Source organism: Mycoplasmopsis verecunda (assembly GCF_033546915.1).
GTDB classification, from domain to species: domain Bacteria; phylum Bacillota_I; class Bacilli_A; order Mycoplasmatales; family Metamycoplasmataceae; genus Mycoplasmopsis; species Mycoplasmopsis verecunda.
Window position 1 is genome coordinate 864,576 of sequence record NZ_CP137850.1, and the last position, 21,396, is coordinate 885,971.

General features: G+C 27.8%; 18 protein-coding genes. 3 read left to right on the forward strand and 15 right to left on the reverse strand.

Annotated elements, in window-relative coordinates:
• Nucleotides 1-9: 9 nt before the first annotated feature.
• The 9 genes from glsA to SAM46_RS03370 all read right to left on the reverse strand — a co-directional run bounded on the left by glsA (nt 10) and on the right by SAM46_RS03370 (nt 10,752).
• Nucleotides 10-945: a glutaminase A gene (glsA, locus tag SAM46_RS03330; protein WP_078747100.1), complete on the reverse strand. Its 936-nt coding sequence runs from the start codon at nt 943-945 to the stop codon at nt 10-12.
• A complete protein-coding gene (gene gadC / locus SAM46_RS03335) occupies nt 945-2,855 on the reverse strand; it encodes a glutamine/gamma-aminobutyrate antiporter GadC (protein ID WP_222884929.1) in 1,911 nt (636 codons plus the stop codon). Before gadC ends, glsA begins: the two co-directional genes overlap by 1 nt.
• A 114-nt stretch (nt 2,856-2,969) precedes the next feature.
• Nucleotides 2,970-3,953, reverse strand: coding sequence for a LacI family DNA-binding transcriptional regulator (locus SAM46_RS03340; protein WP_078747099.1), 984 nt, complete (start codon nt 3,951-3,953; stop codon nt 2,970-2,972).
• A 121-nt stretch (nt 3,954-4,074) separates the two neighbouring features.
• Entirely contained in the window at nt 4,075-5,265 is a 1,191-nt protein-coding gene (locus SAM46_RS03345; RefSeq protein WP_078747098.1) for a phosphopentomutase, read from the reverse strand.
• Nucleotides 5,266-5,498: 233 nt separating this feature from the next.
• Complete coding sequence (pip, locus tag SAM46_RS03350) at nt 5,499-6,449, reverse strand: prolyl aminopeptidase (protein WP_235645893.1); 951 nt, start codon at nt 6,447-6,449, stop codon at nt 5,499-5,501.
• Nucleotides 6,433-7,494 (reverse strand): aminopeptidase P family protein, encoded by a 1,062-nt coding sequence (locus SAM46_RS03355; RefSeq protein ID WP_078747096.1) that lies wholly within the window; start codon nt 7,492-7,494, stop codon nt 6,433-6,435. Before SAM46_RS03355 ends, pip begins: the two co-directional genes overlap by 17 nt.
• Before the next feature lie 97 nt (nt 7,495-7,591).
• Entirely contained in the window at nt 7,592-8,191 is a 600-nt protein-coding gene (locus SAM46_RS03360; RefSeq protein WP_318635583.1) for a hypothetical protein, read from the reverse strand.
• A gap of 215 nt (nt 8,192-8,406) precedes the next feature.
• Nucleotides 8,407-10,068, reverse strand: a complete 1,662-nt coding sequence (locus SAM46_RS03365) for a kinetochore Spc7 family protein (RefSeq protein ID WP_078747094.1) — start codon at nt 10,066-10,068, stop codon at nt 8,407-8,409.
• 66 nt (nt 10,069-10,134) lie between these two features.
• Nucleotides 10,135-10,752 carry a DDE-type integrase/transposase/recombinase gene (locus SAM46_RS03370; protein WP_318635584.1) on the reverse strand — a complete coding sequence of 206 codons (618 nt, stop codon included), beginning with the start codon at nt 10,750-10,752 and terminating at the stop codon, nt 10,135-10,137.
• 261 nt (nt 10,753-11,013) lie between these two features.
• On the opposite strand from SAM46_RS03370, the gene SAM46_RS03375 reads away from it, so the two are divergent.
• Complete coding sequence (locus SAM46_RS03375; protein ID WP_318635585.1) at nt 11,014-12,042, forward strand: hypothetical protein; 1,029 nt, start codon at nt 11,014-11,016, stop codon at nt 12,040-12,042.
• Between the two features lie 602 nt (nt 12,043-12,644).
• Here the strand turns inward: SAM46_RS03375 and SAM46_RS03380 are convergent.
• The 5 genes from SAM46_RS03380 to SAM46_RS03400 form a co-directional block, all read right to left on the reverse strand.
• Nucleotides 12,645-12,995 carry a hypothetical protein gene (locus SAM46_RS03380; protein WP_318635586.1) on the reverse strand — a complete coding sequence of 117 codons (351 nt, stop codon included), beginning with the start codon at nt 12,993-12,995 and terminating at the stop codon, nt 12,645-12,647.
• Between the two features lie 95 nt (nt 12,996-13,090).
• Nucleotides 13,091-13,243 (reverse strand): 50S ribosomal protein L33, encoded by a 153-nt coding sequence (rpmG, locus tag SAM46_RS03385; RefSeq protein ID WP_078747366.1) that lies wholly within the window; start codon nt 13,241-13,243, stop codon nt 13,091-13,093.
• Between the two features lie 155 nt (nt 13,244-13,398).
• A complete protein-coding gene (locus tag SAM46_RS03390; protein WP_078747365.1) occupies nt 13,399-14,238 on the reverse strand; it encodes a deoxyribonuclease IV in 840 nt (279 codons plus the stop codon).
• 1 nt (nt 14,239) lies between these two features.
• Nucleotides 14,240-15,508 carry a potassium channel family protein gene (locus SAM46_RS03395; protein WP_078747364.1) on the reverse strand — a complete coding sequence of 423 codons (1,269 nt, stop codon included), beginning with the start codon at nt 15,506-15,508 and terminating at the stop codon, nt 14,240-14,242.
• A 144-nt stretch (nt 15,509-15,652) separates the two neighbouring features.
• Nucleotides 15,653-16,969 carry a C1 family peptidase gene (locus SAM46_RS03400; protein WP_078747363.1) on the reverse strand — a complete coding sequence of 439 codons (1,317 nt, stop codon included), beginning with the start codon at nt 16,967-16,969 and terminating at the stop codon, nt 15,653-15,655.
• A 97-nt stretch (nt 16,970-17,066) separates the two neighbouring features.
• Between SAM46_RS03400 and SAM46_RS03405 the strand changes: the two genes are divergently transcribed.
• Nucleotides 17,067-17,831 carry an MAG0110 family membrane protein gene (locus SAM46_RS03405; RefSeq protein ID WP_078747362.1) on the forward strand — a complete coding sequence of 255 codons (765 nt, stop codon included), beginning with the start codon at nt 17,067-17,069 and terminating at the stop codon, nt 17,829-17,831.
• Nucleotides 17,832-18,120: 289 nt separating this feature from the next.
• Nucleotides 18,121-19,035: an IS30 family transposase gene (locus tag SAM46_RS03410; protein WP_318635587.1), complete on the forward strand. Its 915-nt coding sequence runs from the start codon at nt 18,121-18,123 to the stop codon at nt 19,033-19,035.
• A gap of 197 nt (nt 19,036-19,232) precedes the next feature.
• On the opposite strand, the gene SAM46_RS03415 is transcribed toward SAM46_RS03410, so the two are convergent.
• Entirely contained in the window at nt 19,233-21,368 is a 2,136-nt protein-coding gene (locus SAM46_RS03415; protein WP_078747347.1) for a Tex-like N-terminal domain-containing protein, read from the reverse strand.
• Nucleotides 21,369-21,396 lie beyond the last annotated feature (28 nt).

Here is a 21,396-nt window from a genome sequence, read left to right on the forward strand (position 1 = left end):
TCCTTCCTTTTATTCGTTATCTAGATATAAGTTAAGCTTCAATTTATTACAAAATTCTTTAATAATTTTGAATCCCCTTACACTATTACCATATGGATCTAATGGCGGGGAAAATACTGCTATTCCTAATTTTCCAGGAACTACAGCTATTAAGCCTCCGCCAACACCGCTTTTTCCAGGTAATCCTACCATATAGGCAAAATCCCCTGATCTATCGTATAAACCTTCCATAGTCATTTCAGCTAAAATATGTGGTACATTTTTGCTTGAAATGACTTGTTCTTTAGTAACTGGATTTATACCTTTATTTGCGAGTGTAGAAGCCATAATAGCTAAATCTTTTGATGTCACTAATGTTGAACATTGTTGTGTATATACTTCACAAGCTTCCATTGGATCGCAATACATGTTACCAGCTGAATAAAGCAATCATGCAATAGCTCTATTATGAAAGTTAGTATTCTGTTCAGATGTATTAACATCATTAGATAATACAACATCACTTGACATCATTTTTCTTTGGAAATTAAGTATCTTATTTCATCTGTCTTCTTTAGAATCAGCTTGAATTAAACTTGTTGTTGCCATTGCTCCAGCATTAACTAATGGGGATAATGGTTTATCTTTATGTAATTCTAATGCCATAACTGAATTAAATGGTAATCCAGTTGTACTTGTACCAATTTTTGATCTAACAGTGTGAGCATCAGTTTGTTCCATAGCAAGAGCTAGTGTGCAAACTTTTGATATTGACTCTATAGCAAAACCATAGTTGTCATCACCAAATGATATTACATCACCATTTACAGTTACTACTGTTGCTCCGCATAATTCTGATGGTACATTTGCTAAATAAGGAATATAACTAGCATTCTTGCCACCATTATCACTTTTGTGCTTTTTGTATGCTTCTTGCAAAGTAGTTTTGATTAATTCTAAATTCATTAAGTCTTACTTTCAGTATCGGTGTCTGCCACATTAGAATTTGTATCAGCTGTTGTGTCCGCAACTTTAGCTTCAGTAGGTTTGTTTTGATTTAAAGTGTGAATTTTTACAGATGAATTTTGTGCTTTTGAAATTGATTTTAAAGTTTGATCATTTTGCTTTTGAATTTTCTTAAGAATTTTTTCTTCGGCTTTTTCATACATTAAACTTTCATGTCCTAGTTTAATAAGTAATAATTCTTCTTTTTTAGCTACATATTGTTTTAATTCATCAATCTTGTGTTCAATTTCTTTATCAAACATTACAATATCACCTTTGATTTTATTATCAAAGTATTGTTTAGCTAATTCATTTGTTTCGGAACCTGAATGGTTAATTAATCCAGGTTTTGTTCCTTCTAATTCTCAAGTAAATGGAGCAAAATCACTATTAGGATCAACTCAATGTGGTTTTCTTAATGCAAGTATGATAAATGGTAGCACACAGAATACAATTGTCACAACAACTAATATAGCAATATAGGCAGCTGTGCTTCCAATTTGAATTTGTGATGGAGGAGCAAAGCTAACAATTAATGCTAATCCACTTCCGATTAATCCTAAACCAGCAAATATCCACATACCTATATTCTTAGGCCCAGGAATTCTATATGGTCTAGGTCTATTTGGTTGTGAATAACGTAAATATATGGCTGCCGAAAACATTAGCACATACATAATTAAGTATAAGATAGATGTTAATTGACTTAAGATTTGATATGCCGCTTCAACTGAAGGTAGCACAACAAATAATGTTGATAAAATGGTTACAATAATCCCTTGAACCATTAATAAGTGAATTGGGATTCCACGTTTATTGGTTTTTTGGAATCATCTTGGTAAGTAACCTGCTTTAGCAACAGCTAGCATACCGACACTAGGTCCAGATACTCAGGTTACTATTCCAGCTAATACCCCAATAGCTAACATTGCAGCTAATATAGGAGCTAATCATGGTACACCTGCTCAAGTGAATGCTTTGATGTAAGTTACTAGTAATCCTTGAGTTAAGTTAATTTCACTAGCAGGCAAGATGAATGCAATAGCTAGTGTACCTAAAATAAAGATAAGAACTGTTACCATTGATGAAATCATAATAGCAAGTGGATAATTTTTCTTTGGATTATCTATTTCTGTAACATGAATTGCATTCATTTCCATTCCAGCATAGAATAGGAATACTCCAGCAGCTAGAACTAATGAGTCAAATCCTTTTAATTTAGGCAACAAGTCTTGTGCATGAATTGGAATAGCTGGCTCATTTCCAGCAATTACATAAGCAAATCCGAATCCAATTAAAATTACTACAGGAATAATTGTTCCAATAATTCCACCTCATTTAGCAACTCTAGCAAATGCCTTAGTTCCAAATGATGAAAGGATTGTTGCTAATCAATAAATTATTAGCACAATGATAAGAACGAAAACTTTATTACTTGCAATAGCCTTGGCGACTGCCGAGTCTGGCACAATATAAGCTAAAGCTACAGCACCAAATGTAAGAGCTGTTGGGAATCAAATAGTTACCTCAGCTCATAATAAGAACATAGATAAGAAAGCTAGCTTAGGTCCAAAAGCCTCACCTACTCATCTAAATACTCCACCTTTCTGTGGATATGTAGAGGCTAGTTCAGCCGCTACAATAGCAACTGGTATTAAGAAGAATATAGCCGCAAAAACATAGTAAAACACGGAACCAAGTCCATATTCAGCTTCTGCTGGTAATCCTCTTAAACTAACAACAGCTACTATATTCATTAAAATCAAAGCAAATAAACTTAAAGCTTTATTACTTTTTTGTTTAACACTCATTGTTGAAGTTGTGTTATTTGAAGTAGTGGTTGTTGCTTTTTTGGAATTAAACTTCCACATTTATACCTCCTTGTTTTATTTCGTCATCTTGACACAATAATTTTATTTTTTTACAAAGTGTTTTTTTTATTAAAAATAAAAAAATATGGAAATTTTTATTTTTTTCCATATTTATTAATCTTTCTTTACGGATGAAATTAATTTTAAGTCAATTTCTTTTTGTTGTAAAGTTTTCTTTTCTCTTTGATTTGTTATCATATTTTCAATTTCTAGCCCTATTAAAGGGAAGTCAATGAAAATTTTGCTTGAATAAATTTTTAAATTATCATATATTGATTGATACCCAATATCAGTTAATTTAAAGTATCTTTGATTTTGAGTAGCAAGTGAAATAAATGAATCGTGTGTAGAACAAACAACATTATTTATGTTATGTTCTTTAGCGAATGCAATGAATTCTTTTAAATCTTTTTCATTTTTTCTTGTTGAAATTTCATATTTTAAGCATTCAGCATTAGTTTCTTGACAAGCTTTTAGAAAACCGGCATAACGTTTTTCTTTTTGTCTTGTTAATAGTTTACGGTCTTGCAAGAAAAGTATTTTCTTATCATCTTCAGGTAATTGCTTATAAAAGTCCATAGTTACATCATAAAATCCCTGGATTTCATTTGGGATAATCCAACTTAATCCATCTACTTGGTAACCATAAACTACAATAGCAACATTTTCTATTGTTCTTAAGTATTTAAATAATAAATCATCATATTCAGGTACAAAAACAACTAATGAAGTAGGTCTTCATGAAAGCATATATTTGATTGTTTCAATGTATTCCTGTGTTGATGGGTTTGAGTAAGTAGTAATAACTCTTTTATTACTACGAGAACAAGCAGCTATAATCCCATTAATAATATATTGGTACAAACTACTTCCAAATATTGGAGCTATAGCAAATACTGATGTATCTTTTCCACGAATCATTCTTGCTCCATGGTTAGGAATATATTCATATTCTTTAACAACCGAAGCAATTTTACGCTTAGTTTTATTAGATACATAACCCCCATTATAGTATCTAGAAATAGTAGATATAGAAACATTTGCTATAGTTGAAATATCTTTATAAGAAATTTGTTTACTTTTCTTGTGTTCAGTCATGCAATAATTATAACATTTTGTGGAAATTTTGTTCCACATTTTGCCTTTTCATTATTATTCTTTAGGACTAAAAGCAAATAAAATCACACTACAATATTATGTGTAGTGCGATAATTATTTATTATACTAATTCTTCAAATACGTCATCACCTGTTTCAGTAACAATATCAACACCGAAGTTTCTTGCAACGATATTCCCTAATGTTCCTAATCCTGTGAAGTTAGGTAATACTCTTGGAGATTTAAATGATTTTGAGTAAATTGTAGCTGGTAAGAATTCTCTTGTGTGGTTGAATCCTGGGTATAATGGGTCATTACCGTGATCACTTGTCATGATTAATAAATCATCTTCACGCATTGCATTAATTAATTTTCCTAATTTAGCATCTAAATCAGCAATGTTTTGTGCATATCCGTGAACATTTCTTCTGTGACCGTAGTGTGAGTCAAATTGAACTAAGTTTGTAAAGATGAATTTGTTTTCTCCATCTTGTTCAGCTAATTCGATTGTTTTATCCATTCCATCCATGTCACCATCTGAGTGAATAGCTTCTGAAATACCTTGACCTACGAAAATGTCATTAATTTTTCCAATTCCGATAACTTCAATTCCAGCTTTTTGTAATTCATTTAAAATCATTGGTCTTGGTTGGTTAGCGTAATCATGTCTGTTAAATGTTCTTGTGTAGCCTGTTTCAGGTGTACCAATAAATGGTCTAACAATAATACGTCCAACGTTTCATTCTGGTTTTGAAGAACAAATTCTTCTAGCTTCTTTACCATATCTGTAAAGATTGTCTAATCCGATTCATTCTTCATGAGCAGCAATTTGAAGCACTGAGTCATTTGATGTATAAACAATGATTGCTCCTGTATCTTTTTGTTCTTGAGCATATTCATCAATAATTTCTGTTCCTGAACCAGCTTTATTACATACAATTTTTCTTCCATCAAATGCTTTTTCTAATTCTGCAATTAAATCTTGTGGAAATCCTGTTTCAGCAAATGTAGGGAATGGAACTTCTGTTTTAATTCCCATCATTTCTCAGTGTCCTGCTAATGTATCTTTAGCATTTGAAACTTCTTGTACTTTTGCCATGTATGCCATTGGTTCTTTTACATGGTAATTTCCGTTTAAGTTTGTAATATTACCAATACCTAATTTTTTTCAAGTATCAATTTTAAATTCTTCTACCATAGAAGCTGAACGAATTGTGTTAGCTCCATCATCTCCAAAACGTTTTTGATCGGCATCTGGTCCAATTCCTAGACCATCTGTTACGATCATAAATACACGTCTAAATTTAGCCATAATATTCTCCTTTAAATATATGGACGTTATAGTTATTTATAACATCGTTATTATTTTAAAACTTTTTAAATATTATTTAAATATTTAAAAAGAAATATTTCCAATTTTTTACTACTATATTTAAGTATTAAATGTTTCTTTAGATAAATTAATTAGCATATTATTTATCTAATTGCTTATTTATTCAAAATAGCTAAAAAATGTATAGAAAAAGACATATGAAAAACATATGTCTAGATTAATTTATTTCTTATTTCTTCCTTAATAATTTCGTTAGCTTCAAGTAATTTTGCTTGGTTTCTAGCATCTCATTGTGTATGTCCTGCTGCATCAACAAGATTTAGAGTACAATTACTTAATTCTTTAGCGACTAATCAAGCTCCAATTGGTCTAGTATCAATATCTTGTCTTCCATGTACAATTATTGTTCTAATATCTTTAAACTTATCTATATTGTCTAAAATATAGTTATCATTAGGAAAAAATGAATTATTCATGAAATAATGCGCTTCTAATAAAGCGATTTGATAATCATGCTTGAAATTAGGCTTAATATTTGCTTTATTAATTGAGACAACAGTTGATTCTCAATTTGCGAATAATTCAGCCGCTTTATTTCTTTTTTCTTTATCATTTCCTATTAATAATTTGTAATACTTTTCTAATATAGAATTACCTTGCTCATTCGCAACATAATTAGCATATTTTTCAAAGTAATCTGGATAAAAGACATCGGCACCTTTTTCATATAAGAAATCAATATCTTCTTGTCTAGCTAAAAATACACCGCGTAAAATCAAAGCTTTAACATTTTGGGGATATTTAATAGCATAACACATTGCTAATGTAGAGCCTCATGAACCACCTAAAATTACTACTTTATCTAACTTAAGGTATTGTCTTAATTTTTCAACATCATTAACTAATTCTTGAGTATTATTATTTTTTAATTCACAATATGGTAAAGATTTACCGGCACCTCTTTGATCAAATAAAATTATTTTATAAAAGGCTGGATCAAAGAATCTTCTACATTTAGGTGATGTTGCTCCACCTGGACCACCATGGAAAAACATAACAGGTTGTCCTGATGGATTTCCACTTACTTCATAATAAATTTTATGAATATCATCTACTTGTAAATAACCTTTTCCATAAGGTTCGATATTAGAAAATAGTTTCATTATTTTCTTCTTTTCTTGAGAATACATAATGTCCGTTTTCTGTTACTAAAACATCATCTTCAATTCTAGCTCCACCAAGACCTTCAATGTAAATTCCTGGCTCAACTGTTAAAATCATTCCTGGTTCTAATGTTCATTGTGATAAAGGTGAAATAGAAGGTCATTCATGTACATCAATTCCTAAACCGTGCCCAGTTGAGTGTACAAAATAATCTCCATAACCTTTTGATTTTATGTAATCACGACACACTTTATCTACGTCACTAGCTTTCATACCTGGTTTAACACTTGCTCTTCCAGCAGCTGCGGCTTCTTTTACAATGTTAAGGATTTCTAAAGCTTTGGAATCTCTTACTTTATCTTCTCCGCCTAGAATTCAAGTTCTAGTAATATCAGCTGTATAACCTTTGTATCTAGCACCAAAGTCAACTTTTAATAAGCATCCTTCTTCTAATTTCTTGTCAGTTGTATGATGGTGTGGTTCAGCTGATGAAGAAGCAGTTGCAACAATTTCATCAAATCCTTCTTTATCACCCCCGTGTTTTTTAAGTAAATAGTTTAAATAAGCTCCTGCTTCTTTTTCTGTAACACCTGGTTTAACTCATTGTTTAAATTCTTCAAGAGCTGATAATGAAATATCAATTACTTTTTGCATAATTTTTAATTCATCTTTTGATTTAATAACTCTTAAAGCTTGTGCATCAACTCATTTAATTTCTTCAGGATTAACCATAGAAACGATTTTATCTTGAACTTCTTTTGTTAAATAGTTCTTTTCAAGAGCAATTTTCTTATATCCTCTATTTTTAAATCATTCTGATAAAGAATTTCCTTTTATTAATACTACATCTACATTTTTCGCATTATTGCTTGCATATTCTATGTATCTACCATCAACAAATAATGTTGCTTTATCTTTCTCGATAGCAATAAAACCATCAGATGTTTGTACTCCAGCATATCATAATCTTGTTTGAGGAGCTTCTGAAATTAAAGCATCAACTCCTGTTTGTTCAAACATTTCTTCTAATTTTCTTTTGTCCATTTTATCTCCTTGTGTTTTAAGTTACTAAATTATATTACTATTGTTTATTATTGAAAATAAATCAATTTCTAGGATATATTAGTTAAAAAAACATTGACTATTTATCGTAATCAATGCTTTTTTGTTTCCTTAGGGATTTCATATATACTTTTTGAATATAATTCTTTTTGTATTTAGATAACAAGTCCATTTTTTCAGAAATTTTGAGATTATATGCATTTAGAATAGCATATTCATTGCAATAATAAATAATTTTCGAATGCACTTTTCATCTCAATGGAGTTATAACTATCATCATAAATACTAAATATCCTAAAATATAAAGAAGATATTCGCCATAGAAAGCAAAAAACTCTGACTTATCTACAGTTTCAACTGTAATTATATTTGTAATACCATATATAAATATAAGACTTATTATTGAGTAGCTTAAACCATCAATAATTGCAATATATTTCATTAATTTGTTTAAACAACTATATAAGAGATAATTTCTACTTTCAGCAAAAATATTAAAATTATTAACAGAATTATTTATTTGAAAATATTTATTAATATTTTTATTAACAGCTAATTTCTTATTTTCTATAAATAATTTACTTTTTATAAATTTATAAATTCATGAATTTTTATAGGGGTGTTCAATATCCCTAATATATATTGAAGGTAAATTAAAGGCAAGGAAGTTTTTTTTCAATCTTTTCCGTTGTTTTAAAAATCTAAAAATATTTCTTATAAGAAAAGGATTTAGTAAGATAAATAAAATTCAGCCCTTTGTTACAAATCACAATAAGATGATTGTTAATAATTCTAAGTGCATTCAACATACAATTCTGGTAATGTATAAGATGTCATTCTTGTAATTGGAAATCAATTTATATTTATTTATTTGGCGTGTATTTTGTTTCAATTTTATTGATTTCATAATAAGTCTTTGAATCCATATTTCTGTCTAATTTTTTGTGCCATATTAATGAGATTAGTATTTAACTTAATATCATGTAAAATTGAAACAATAGTTAAACAAAAATCTGCAATATTTAGTATAGCCATTATCGGCACAAGTGCTGATGCTTTAGTTAAAATTGTTTTCTTAACATTAATTAGTTTTTCTAATTGTGCAAGTTTCTTATTGAGTGTCCCAAAATAATTTCTTGAAATAAGATCTTTTCATTTAAATAATAGATTTGATGTCGAACTTAATATATCAGGACTTAGTGATGCAGTTAGCAATGGTGCAATTGTTGGTATTTTTTCAGATAGTTTAACTGATAATTTTGATATTAGTTGATGTATTCATTTTGTGAATGATTTTCCACTTGCAAAATAAGAGAAACCTAATGAAAACCCCTTTTGTTGGTTCACTAATGAATCCAATGCTGTATTTATAAATGAATCGAATTTTAGTATATCATCAAAATTTATATTATTCTCACTCATTATTTTTTTCATTGTATATATTCATTGTCTTAGTTCGTAATGTTTAGTGTATTTTATTTCTTTTCATAATTTGAATTCTTTCGAGTTTATAACTTCTTGAAATTCAGATAGCCTTTTTGCACCTTCATAGTATGAATCAAAACTTCTTTTTGTGAAATATGTCATAAATGATGCTTGTAATAAAGCAGAAGCAGCATGGGCAGCGAATGCATTAAATGTGAAAAACGAAGCAACGCTAAAAGCAGCAAATAGCCCCCAAGCAATTGCTGTAAAAGATGCACTTACTATATTCATGTTATTAGTTTTGGTTAGTCAATCACCCATAACTTCATTATGTGCTTCAAGAGAATCAACCAAATAGCCAAAACTATTAGAAATAGCTCTTTTTACATCATTATCTATGGTAGGTGAATTTAAATCAATATCTACAGTAATTTCAGACATTTCTTTATTAAATTCTTCTAATCTTTTTCTTTCTAGTTCTTCTTTAAGCTTTTGTTCCTCATTTACACGTTCAACTATCTTATTAAGTTCAGCTTCATATTCTTTTTGTGTTTTAAATTTTTTAGCTTCTTTAGCATATTTAATACCTTCTGGATCATCTTTATCATATTCTCATTGAGGTATATAAAATGATTTATTCTGTCTCGCTGACAAAATAATTTTAGGATGCGATTGAGTAGAACGGATTCGGTTTATAACCTTATTAGTATTTAATTGTTCTAATTCATCTTTTAGTGATGAATCAGTTATATCTTGCGATGCCAACTGTTTAACTTTATCTGCCATTCCCCTTATTTCATATAAGTCATAAGCATTATTCTCTATTTTTTCTGATTTATCAATAGAATTAATTATTAACCTTGCTTTCTCATTTTTTGGTATTGCATTTTTTAATTCTTCTTTTTGCTCAATTATATTGTTAATAATGAGCTTTCTTTTTTTATATTCATCCTCACCTAATTCTTCTTTTAATTTATGTTCTAAATTTTTATCATCTGAATTTTTATATAGAATATCCTCGTTTAATTCATTTATATCTATATTCTTGTTATATGTTATAGTATTCGCGGGCATGAATGAATTTCCTACTAGTGTGAATCCTGTTAGTAAATCAATTCTTGTATTCTTCATATATTCCTTATGTATATTATTATAGAGTAATGTATTAAATTATGAAAATAAATTAAAAAAGACGAACTAAAAAAGATATTTAGGACAGTTCTTTTCATCAAAAAAATCTAAATATTCATTCGGTGACATGTAATTTAAGGCCTTAATAGGTCTTTTATTATTTCAATAATCTACATATTCATCTATTAATGTTTTCACATGATTAATTGATAATTTTTCGATATTGTGTTGAGAGAATAATTCTTGTCTAATTCTTCCAAAAATATATTCAATTCATAGGTTATCATTAGGCTTACCTGCAATACCCATTGACTGTCTGATATTTCTCTTCTTCAATTCTTTTCTAACTTCTTTATCGAAATACTGTCTTCCATGATCAGTATTCAAGATTGAAATATTGTTAGGTAATTTGCAAATATCTTTCAATACAACTTTTGCAGATTGATTATCGCTTAAATTATAAGCAAGTATTTTTCCAGTTTTTATGTCACTAATCATATGTAAATGATAGTGTTTATCATTATTACTTATAACCATAAAATCACCAGATGCTGCTTCCAGTGACTTTAAATTTTTACGTTTATCTAAACCAACAAGATAGTCAAAGTCGTCTTTTGTATTTTTATCTTCTTTGAATTTCTTAGGTTTCTTTGAGCTATTTACATATAGATGTGAATTTACCATTATTTTTGAAACTGTTGGTTGTGAAATGTCAAAGTATTATAAATTAAAAAGCTGTCAATCCACCTAATCGTGAGCTAACAGCTTTTTTTGTAGTTCCTTGTATAATAAAATTGCAAATCTAAAGGAAGGAACTAACTTAATTATAATGTTAATAGATTTGAAGTATAACAAAAAAGAGTATTTTGCATAAAAATTGAGGAAAAAGTATATCAATCGGTTATATCAAAAACTCAAAGAGAAGCATATTATCATTTTGCAATAATGGATTCACTAAATGATAACGAAATAAACAAAATCCATAAGGGCATAAACAAACTCAGAGAGCAAAATATAACTCATTTCAACATGGAAAAGCTAGCTATTATGTTTAAATATTTCGCAACACATGAAACACTGAATGATATTTCAAAAACAATGAACGTATCAGCTAAAGTTCTCAAGCAAAATTTAAAACTAGCTATGTGAAATTACACAGCAGAAGACTCATACAAATTTTGCAGTAATTGTAAAAATAGACTAACAACAATTTTTAAAGTTTCACATCGTGAATGAGTTCAGCTCAAAATGCAAAATGTTCAAAATCCAGTTCAACAAATTCATGAAAACACAATTTCAAAATGAGATGATATTGTTCGCTTCTGAAGGTTTTGAAGTAAACAACACAGAATTGTTAAGAGAAAATTATCTAAAGGTATTTTACTTTCAGATAATGAAAAGAAATTTGAACCACTAATATCAGTAACGACATTCTTGGATTACTATAAAGAACAATTGAAGGATAAAAATGCTTTTATACCTACGCCACAAGCTTTTTATTACTTTATGGATAAAGAATACGTTAAAGATGTTGATTTCTCTATTTTTATTTTGAAATCAAAAGAGGTATTTCAAAATCTAATTGAGATAAACTACGTGGCAAGAGAAAAGCCTAAAGGAGTGCAATCTAAGAAAATTAACTTTGGTATTTCTATTCATCTCGCACCATTAACAATTAGAAACAGAGAAGAATTTGGACATTATGAAATGGACACAGTAATTCTTAATTTAAGAGCTAAATATTGTATTCTTACCTTGCTAGAAAGAAAGACAAGAATGTTATTTGGGATATTAACTCGGCGAGATGCAGATTCAATAAAAGAATCACTTCTTAAATTGATTAATCATCACAATTTAACCATTTTATCTCTAATCATAGACAATGGTTCGGAAAATGTGAAGTTAAATGAAATAAGAGAAATTCCGGTTATTTACAAGTGCGATACATATTCATCATTACAAAAGGAAGCATAGAAAATGCTCATAAAAAATCAGAAACTTTCTACCAAAAGGCAAGTTTCCGAGATATGTTAATTTTGAATATATTTCACAAATGTTCAACGCAATAAATAATCAATATCGTGATTTTATTGATGATAAAACAGGAAGAATAATTAGGTTAAAAACTTCTAAATATTTCAACAGTTTCATCTAAATAACAAAGAATTTTAAGCTCAGGCTGTATTTTTCTTCACACTTTTGGAACATTTTTGTAAAATTTATACAGCAATATTGAGGAACTACTCAATTTACCACTTAGGTGGACTTTCAACTTTTTAATTAATAAATGTCAAAGTATTTATTCTTTTTAATTAAACCAGCTATTTTATCGGATCCAATTCTACCTTTGTGTTCTTTAAACATTTCATTAACTGTGACTATATATTCAATGTTATTTACTTTCGAATCTTTTCTTTTCTTATAACCAACATTATGTTTTCTATCATAAAATCTTGAACGATGAATGCGAAATAATCTTCATAGCTGTGCTGTAGATGTTTTACATTTTGATTTTTTGATTTTATCTATAACTTCAGAGACTTTATTATTTCTATCTTTTTTAGTTGAGTTTTCACCTAAAATCTATCTAATAACACATTTAAGATAATTTCATAGTCTTCATCACTGATATTATTTGGTTTTGTTATTTTTCTATCTTGATTTTTCTTTTTAATAGATTTCATAGAAATTCCGTTTCTTTTCTTATAGTCTAAATTATTATAAGTATTATACGGAATAAATTCAATTAATTTCTTATTTGTGAATTTCAAGACATTTGTTTTAAATCTTCTAAACCAATTATCATAAACATCGGTATCAGTTCAACCTAATTCTTTCTCTTTTTGATAAATATATCTTAAAGGAACATCATTTATTACATCTCTTAATGATTTTGCGAATTGACTAATTGAGTGCCATTTTCCCATATTCAGTTACCACATTTGCTGTCCTGAATATCTTTATAAGCTCGAGATAATAAAAAAATTCAGCATATTTTTGCTGAATGTGAATGGAAAAGAAATTATTTCTTTTCTTTGTGGTTTGTGTGAGCATTACATTTTGAACAGTATTTTGAAAGTTCAACTTTTTCTGGATGGTTTTTCTTATTTTTCTTAGAAATATAGTTTTCCATTTTACACTCTGTGCACACTAATGTGTAACCTTCTCTAGCCATATTTGCTCCTTTTCTTTTTAATTTGATATCAATATTAAAATTCTTATTTATTATAGCAAAAATAATTTTTTTATATTTTTATTTTTACCTATACACAAAATCCTTAATATATCAATAAATAAGACTGAAATTTAGATATATTCTTTTATTTTAAATTAATTATCCTTATTTAATAGCATAGCTATTTCTTCTTTATAAATAGGCCCAGTTTCTGGCACTGGTGTTTCCAGAATAATTGGAATGTTTTCGAAATCAGGATCAAAAACGAATTTTTGTAATGCTTTTAATCCTATTGTACCTTTATCAATATTTGCGTGTCTATCTTTATGTGAAGCAACTTCATTCTTAGAATCATTTAAATGTATAACTTTAATATGTTTTAATATATCTCATTTTCTTAATTCATCTTTAAATTCTTCATAATCCTTTATATCATATCCAGCATCTCATACATGACAAGTATCTAAGCACACTTGTACTCTATCATTATTAACTCATTGCAAAATATGAGCTAATTGTTCAAAATTAACTCCTACTTCAGTTCCTTTTCCAGCCATTGTTTCAATACAAATAACTACATTTGAATCAGGAGTTCTAGCAATAATTTCTTTTAAGCTATCTACTAAAGTATCTAAAGCTTCTTCAACATCATATCCTACAGAAGCTCCTGGATGTAATACTAAATATTTAAATCCTGCATAATCCATTCTTTTAATTTCTTGAACTAAGAAATCAATTGCAAATTGTGCTTTGTCTGGATTGGAAGGATTTACAATGTAAGGAGCATGTACTACTATTCGCTCTCTTGGTATTAATGATTCATATTTATCTTCATAAATATCTAATCCATATTTATCTACATCAACTCTACGTACATTTTGTGGAGCTCCTAGATATATCATCATAGTATTTGCATTTTGATTAATTGATATTTCACATGATTCTGATAAATAATTAGGTGCCTTAAAAGACACATGGGATCCTAAAAGTATCATATTACTTCCCTTCATTGTTTTTTTGTATTTCGGTTTTTTTGTCCTTTTGGGTTTTTGCATTTTGATCAAGACTTTTATTTAAGGCTTTATCAATATCATTTTTTATTTTTGACATTTTTTCTTTAATTTCTTCTTTATTGTCATCTTCTTCTGAATTATTATTGTCCTTATTTTTGAAATGTTTTTGCATTTCAGACAGGAATGAACCAGCAATAAGCCCTGATGGAATTGCAATTATTGCGATTGATACTAAAGAAATAAATATTACTATTCCTTTTGTTACAGGTGCATGTGGCACATAATCTCCATAACCTATCGTTGTTAATGTAATAGTTGTAAAGTAAATGGCATTTCAAAATGAAATTGGATAACCAGCAGATGATACAGCATTTTCAATTTCACTTTTAATATGTTGGATACTATTTAGAGAAGATGACATTCCCATTTTATCCAATTGACTTTCTAAATTAGATGAGAAAATGAAATTATAAATTTCTTTATAAGATGGATTTCCTTTGTGCTGTCCTATATTTTTAGCTCATGAGTTATTTTCTAACCATGCATTCATATTAGGTTTAATAATATCATCTTTCATTCATAAAATTCTTTGTTCATCTAAGTAATTCGCTTCATTATTTCAAATAATAAGTGCAAAAAGTATGATTAAAATGATGATTAAAATAAATACATAAGTAAGAACTTTTCTTTGTTGTGTAAATACTTGAGTAATAATTTGAAATGGAGCAAACAATGTTAAAATGAAGAAGAATCTAATCATTTTAAAAATCGTTAGTGATTTAATATCATTAAAAAACTTAGCTGCTCCTGATTGAGCAAAAGTATCGGCCTGATTATCAGGCAATAAATAAGCAATTGCATTAAAGGATGCAAGAATACAGAATAAAATAATAATTCCGTTGAATGAAAAGATATAGCGTAAAGCAGCTTTTCACATAGGCAATTTCGGTAATTTATAATGTACTTGATATGTAATTAAATGCAATGCATAATCAATTATAAAAATGAAGAAAGTTAAAATTTGTACGGATGCTAGAAATTTGTTCCAATGTTCACCAGATGATTGAACTAGTGCTAAAAATGAAACAAGACATGAAAATGTAATAATTCCCGCATAAATAAATATCATAGCTCTGATTTTAGATTTTTCTTTAGTTAAGGAATTAGGGATTTTAGTATTAGATCATGTCATTAAAGAAATAATCTTTAATATAGACGGCTTATTATCTAAATATAACTGTTTTATTTGCATATAAATATTATAAAAAGTTTATTTATTAATATTCTTATAAAAAATATTATTTTTTATAATGCTTCTTACATTTAAATGACCCATTAACATTTAAATAAAAACAAAGGAATATTATGTTTGTTAAGCACATTCCTTTGTCAATTATTATGCAAGAGGTTCTCATAATTCAAGATACACTTTTTCATTTGTATCTTTTAATAAAGCTTCATCAACATATTTTTTATCAACAATTACAGAGAAGTTATATTCATCAAATCAAGAATCAGACATTGAATAAATACCTTTATTTCCTGATTTATCACCTCATGAGTTCTCAACTTTTCAAGCTATAGGTTTGCCTTCATTAGTTTTAACACCAACAAAAGCCATTGCATGATTTAATGAAGAATTAAATAAATCAATTCTAGCTGATTTATCTAAATTATGAACTGGGGTAAATAATTCATCATATAAATATAATTCGGGATCAAAAATTCCTGATTTATTATCCTTGAATGGGTCTACGTCACAGCCAAATCAAACAGGTACATTATCTTTTAATGATAGAATAACAGCTTTCTTAATTGTTTCAAGTGAAGCATTTATCATTGCAACTTCACTATTTTGATAAATTGAATCTTGATATTTTAAAATGTATTTTGTTCCATATGGATAAATACCTCTAGGATCGTGAATTAAATCTACTTTGTTATCAAAATCATTTCCTACAAATTTATCAAAAAATTCTTTTGGTGTTATATTTTGAATCTTTTGATATTTATCATCTTTATCTTTGTATTCATAAGTAAATACTTTCGGTGGTCTTCCTAAACATTTAGACACAATATCATAGACTTCAAATAAAACCTCTTCTCTATATTGATGCATTGCTTGCAGACTTTTTCCTACTTTATGCATCTCTTTTAAAGTATTAAAAGCTTGTTTTAAGTGTAAATCAATTTGTTCATTCATTTCATTAGTATTTCCTGATAAAAATGTTTCAGGCATTATGCTTTTAGGAACAGCACCATATTTTCTTAATAATGCTGCAAATCATTCTCAATATCCACCATCTGTAGCACTTGATTTCGAAATTAAATGATACATTAAACGATCAGTATTATCTTTGTCAATGTTTTCAATTACTAAGTTTAAGAAAGTATTAGCTTTTTCTAATTTATCATAAAAAGCAAAATAGTTTTGTGAAAATTCAAAAGACTTAACATTTAAATTTTTCATAGCATCCACTCTAGCCATATTTAATGAAGCAAAAATTCAACATCTTCCACTTTGGTTTTGTGAAGTAATATCTCCTAAAGTAGTTTCAATATCAAATACAAAATCATGTTTAATTAATACTTCATGATTTAAACATGTATTTTTAATACCGTTTTTAATCACAGCGTTTTCAATTAATTTATTATTTGGATTGTTATTATATTTTTCTTCAAATTTATGTAATGTTTCTAATTTTAATTCCATATTTCTCCTTAAATATCTATATCATACAAGTTTTTAGTATTTTTATAGTCATAATGTGCTTTTTTGTATAACTGTATATTAGTGGTAAAATAATATTATGAATTTAACAAGACAAGAACAATATGGTGAAATTAACCAAAAAACTGAAGCTATGAGTTCTAGAGTGCAATATTACTCTGTAATATTAGCAACTTTTACTTTAAGTTTAGCTCTTATGCTTTCTCTTTCAATCGGACTAAGTTTTTGATTTAGTACAGAACATTTTCAAATATGGTATGAAACAAATTGGAGTGTAGTTTTCGGTGTTGTTATCGGATTACTTGTGTTTAATGTAATCTTTATGTGAGTTATTTCGTTATCGAAAAGTATTATATTGAAGTTTATATCCCTTCCTATTTTTATAATTTTTTACGGAATTATGATAGCAGCTTCATTTTATATGTACTTTGCCTATCAAGGACTTGAGATTTCAACTAATACACTACCTAAAATGATAGCTATTATGATGATACCAGCTGGTGTTATGGTAATAGCAGCTATACTTGGATTATTCAATCTAGTTAACATTAGATTATTATGAGTATTTTCAACATTTTTATTTATTGGATTTATCATTACCTTTATAGTTTCATTCTTTGTTTACAGAGCTGGATGATATACAACAGTTATTGGTACATTATTAATTTCAGTTAACATGATTGTTTCATGATGACAAATTAGAAAAAATGCTGATGCAGCCCAATACATCGGTAGAAAAGAAATGCTTTCTAGAGCAATGACTGATGGAATTATTCTATTTATTAATTATGCACAATTATTATGATACATCATCTCATTAATGATGGGTGGAAAAAGAAATTAAACAAAATAGTATGCAATTTAATTATTACAACTAATAAACTATCATATACAAAAAAGTTGACAGTATTCATTGCCAACTTGCTGAATTGCAATCTGCAGTGCAACACTTTTATTAAAGTATAATAAAAGTGGAGTACTGTTTTTTGTGCTCCACTGAAAACCCTCGGGAAGGATTTCGAATAAATTATACAAGAATCACATTCAAATTACGAGTTCAAATCGAGCTATTATTAAGTCAAAATTTCTCAGTTATAGAGATATCTAAAATTCTTAAAATTAATAAAAGTTCATTGTATAGAGAAATTACAAATAACTCTGATTTTTGGGGATATAATGCATTTTCAGCTCAAAATAAATCAGATATTAGAAATGAATGAAAAAATCATTTTAAGCTATTAAATCAAATCAATCAATATCAGGAATTCTCAAGTATTTTTGTTTCTAAATACGATAAGAAAACTTTTGGTGTCAAGCCAACATATACATTTGTGAAAATGAATTATGACATCAAAATTCCATCATTGAGAACTGTATTTAATTGAATAAATTCTAATCAATGAGTTATTAAGAAAAAAGAAAGATTAAGAATGTATTATAAACCAGGTGGCAAGAAACTAAAAACTGTTGTTGATACACTAGTTGGTGCTAGATGAGTAAGACCGTTTTGATCCAGACCAGCAGAGATTAATCAAAGAAATACATTTGGACATTGAGAAGTAGATTTAATAGTTGGTAAATCTGGTGCTGATAATTATGACTTATTAATATTTCAAGAGAGATTAACAAGATATGGAATAATAACAAAATTCCAAGGTAAAAATCCATTGAAAATAGCAGAAGCTTTATGAAACTTGATAAGGAAATATCGATTAAATGTTAAAAGTGTAACAGCTGATAATGGATTTGAATTTAGAACTCTTTTTATCTTGCATATAGACTTAAAATTTATGTCTACAAAGCTAATCCTTATGCTTCATTTCAAAAAAGGAAGTATAGAAAACTTTAATGATATTGTTAGAAGATTTTACAAGAAAGGTAAAAATTTTAATTTAGTATCTGACGATGAAATTAAAGAAACTCAAGACAAAATTAATTCTATGCCAAGAGAAATATTTGATTGAATGAGTGCAGATGAATTATTCTATAATTGAAATTATTATAAAGAACAATGAACACCAATACCAGATGATGAAAATTCTTCATAAAAACTAAAAGACAACGTGAATCAAATTACAAGAAAAACAAGTTCTTTAAGAACAAGAAATATTAGATGTTCTCGGTTATTTAAACCTAGTTTTTATATAAAAAAATCTAGAGATTATTTTAATCCCTAGGAATTCTTTATGTTGCAATGGAGATTGCATTTCAGTAAGTTGACAGTATTCATTGCCAACTTTTTATTTTATATTTCTTTACCACCAATACGGTTTCTATTTAAATCTATTTCTGTTATTTTGGCTTTTAAAATTTGACCAGGATAATATTGTTCAAATACTGTACTTCCATTTTCTAATTTTAAATTACTTGTGTGAATAAATAAGCTTTGCTTAATTCCAATATACATAAATATACCAAAATCGGTGATATTTTCAACAGTTCCTGAAACAATTGAACCAATAGCTAAATCTTCAACATTTGTAATATTATCTTTTAAGATAAACCCTTGTTTATTATCAGTAATTTTCTTAGTAGGTGTACTAAAAGCTTTTAAAATCAATTCAATTGTATATTTATCACTATTGTATTTTTTAACTAATTCATCAATTTTTAAGTCAGAAACATCAATCCCATCATCACTTAATACTAATTTATAATCATTAATAATTTGATTTGCTAGTTGATATGATTCAGGGTGAATAATTGTTTTATCTAAGAAATTACTTGAAGTAAATATTCTTAAGAAACCGATACATTGTTCAAATGTTTTATCCCCAATACCTTTTACTTGTTTTATTTCGAATCTTGATTCATATTTTTTATTAGGTTTTGAATTTCTATATTCAATGATATTTTGTGCACTTTTTTCGCTTAATCCAGCTATAAAGGTTAATATGTGTTTAGTAGCAGTATTTAAATCCACTCCAACTTCATTAACAACTTTTTGTACCTTGAAATCTAAGTAATGTTCTAACTCTTTTTGATTAACATCATGTTGATATTGACCAACACCTATTGATTTTGGATCAATTTTAACTAATTCATTAAGTGGATCAAGGAATTTTCTTCCTATATTAATAGCACTTCGTTCTTCAACATGTAAATTAGGAAACTCTTCTATTGCTAATTTAGAAGCCGAATACACACTAGCCCCAACTTCAGAAACAATTGCATACTTAACATTTAAATTATTTTGCTTAATTAATTGTGCAATAAATAGTTCCGTTTCTCTAGATGCTGTTCCATTACCAATTACAACAATATCAATATTATGTTTATGAATCATATCTAATGTAATTTCAGCAGCTTGCTTAGTTTTGTTTAATGGTGCATTCGGAAATATCTTATTAATTTCTAATACATCCCCATTTTCATTCAAAGCAGCCAATTTACATCCGTTAACAAAAGCCGGGTCAATTGCCAAAATATTATGGCCACACATTGCTGGAGCAAGAAGTAATTTTTCAACAGAATTTGCAAAAATTTGGATACTTGAAGCTTCCGCTTTTGCAAATAAATCACTAAATATTTCTCGCTCTATACTTGGTAAAATTAGACGTTTTAATGAATCTTTAATAGCATCAATGACATTTGGCTTGTTATTTCTAGTTTTATCTATTTTCTTTAAAATTATAGTTTCAAGAATTTCATGCTTATAATCAAAAGTTAACTTTAAAATACCTAATTTTTCACCACGATTTATAGCTAAAACTTGGTGATTTTTTATGTATTTAATAGGAATTGAAAAATCATAATAATTTGTGAATTTCTTATCCTCATCAATTTCTTTAGCTTTTTTAGTTTCACTTGTTCTAAGTGTTCCAAATTTTAAAATATCTTGCTTAATTCTATCTCTAATTTCAAAATCTTGCGAAATTCATTGTGCAATAATGTAATTTGCTTGTTCTAAAGCAAATTCAACAGATTCAATGTTTTCATTTAGATATTTTTTAGCTTCTATTTCTCTATTGAAATTAGGTGATTTATTTTCAAAAATTCTTTTAGCTAATGGTTCTAGTCCTAATTCAATAGCTTTTGAAGCTTTAGTTACTTTTCCAACCTTAAATGGTTCATATATTGCTTCTAGATCACTTTTAATAGTGGTTGCTAGAATTTTGTTCTTTAATTCTTTTGTTAATAAATCTTTTTCTTCAAGAATTTTAATAATTGCTTGTTGTCTTTCAAGTAATTCATTTTTATATTTAAATTCAGCTTCTATTTTATAGATTTGTTCTTCATCAAGTCCACCTGTTTTATCTTTTCTATAACGTGAAATAAATGGTACTGTTGAACCTTCTGATAACATATCTAATACAATTGATACTTGTTGTTCTGAGATATTGAGCTCTTTCGCTACTAATTTAATTGCTTCTATATCCATATTATCCTCCTAGTAATAAAAATCATAC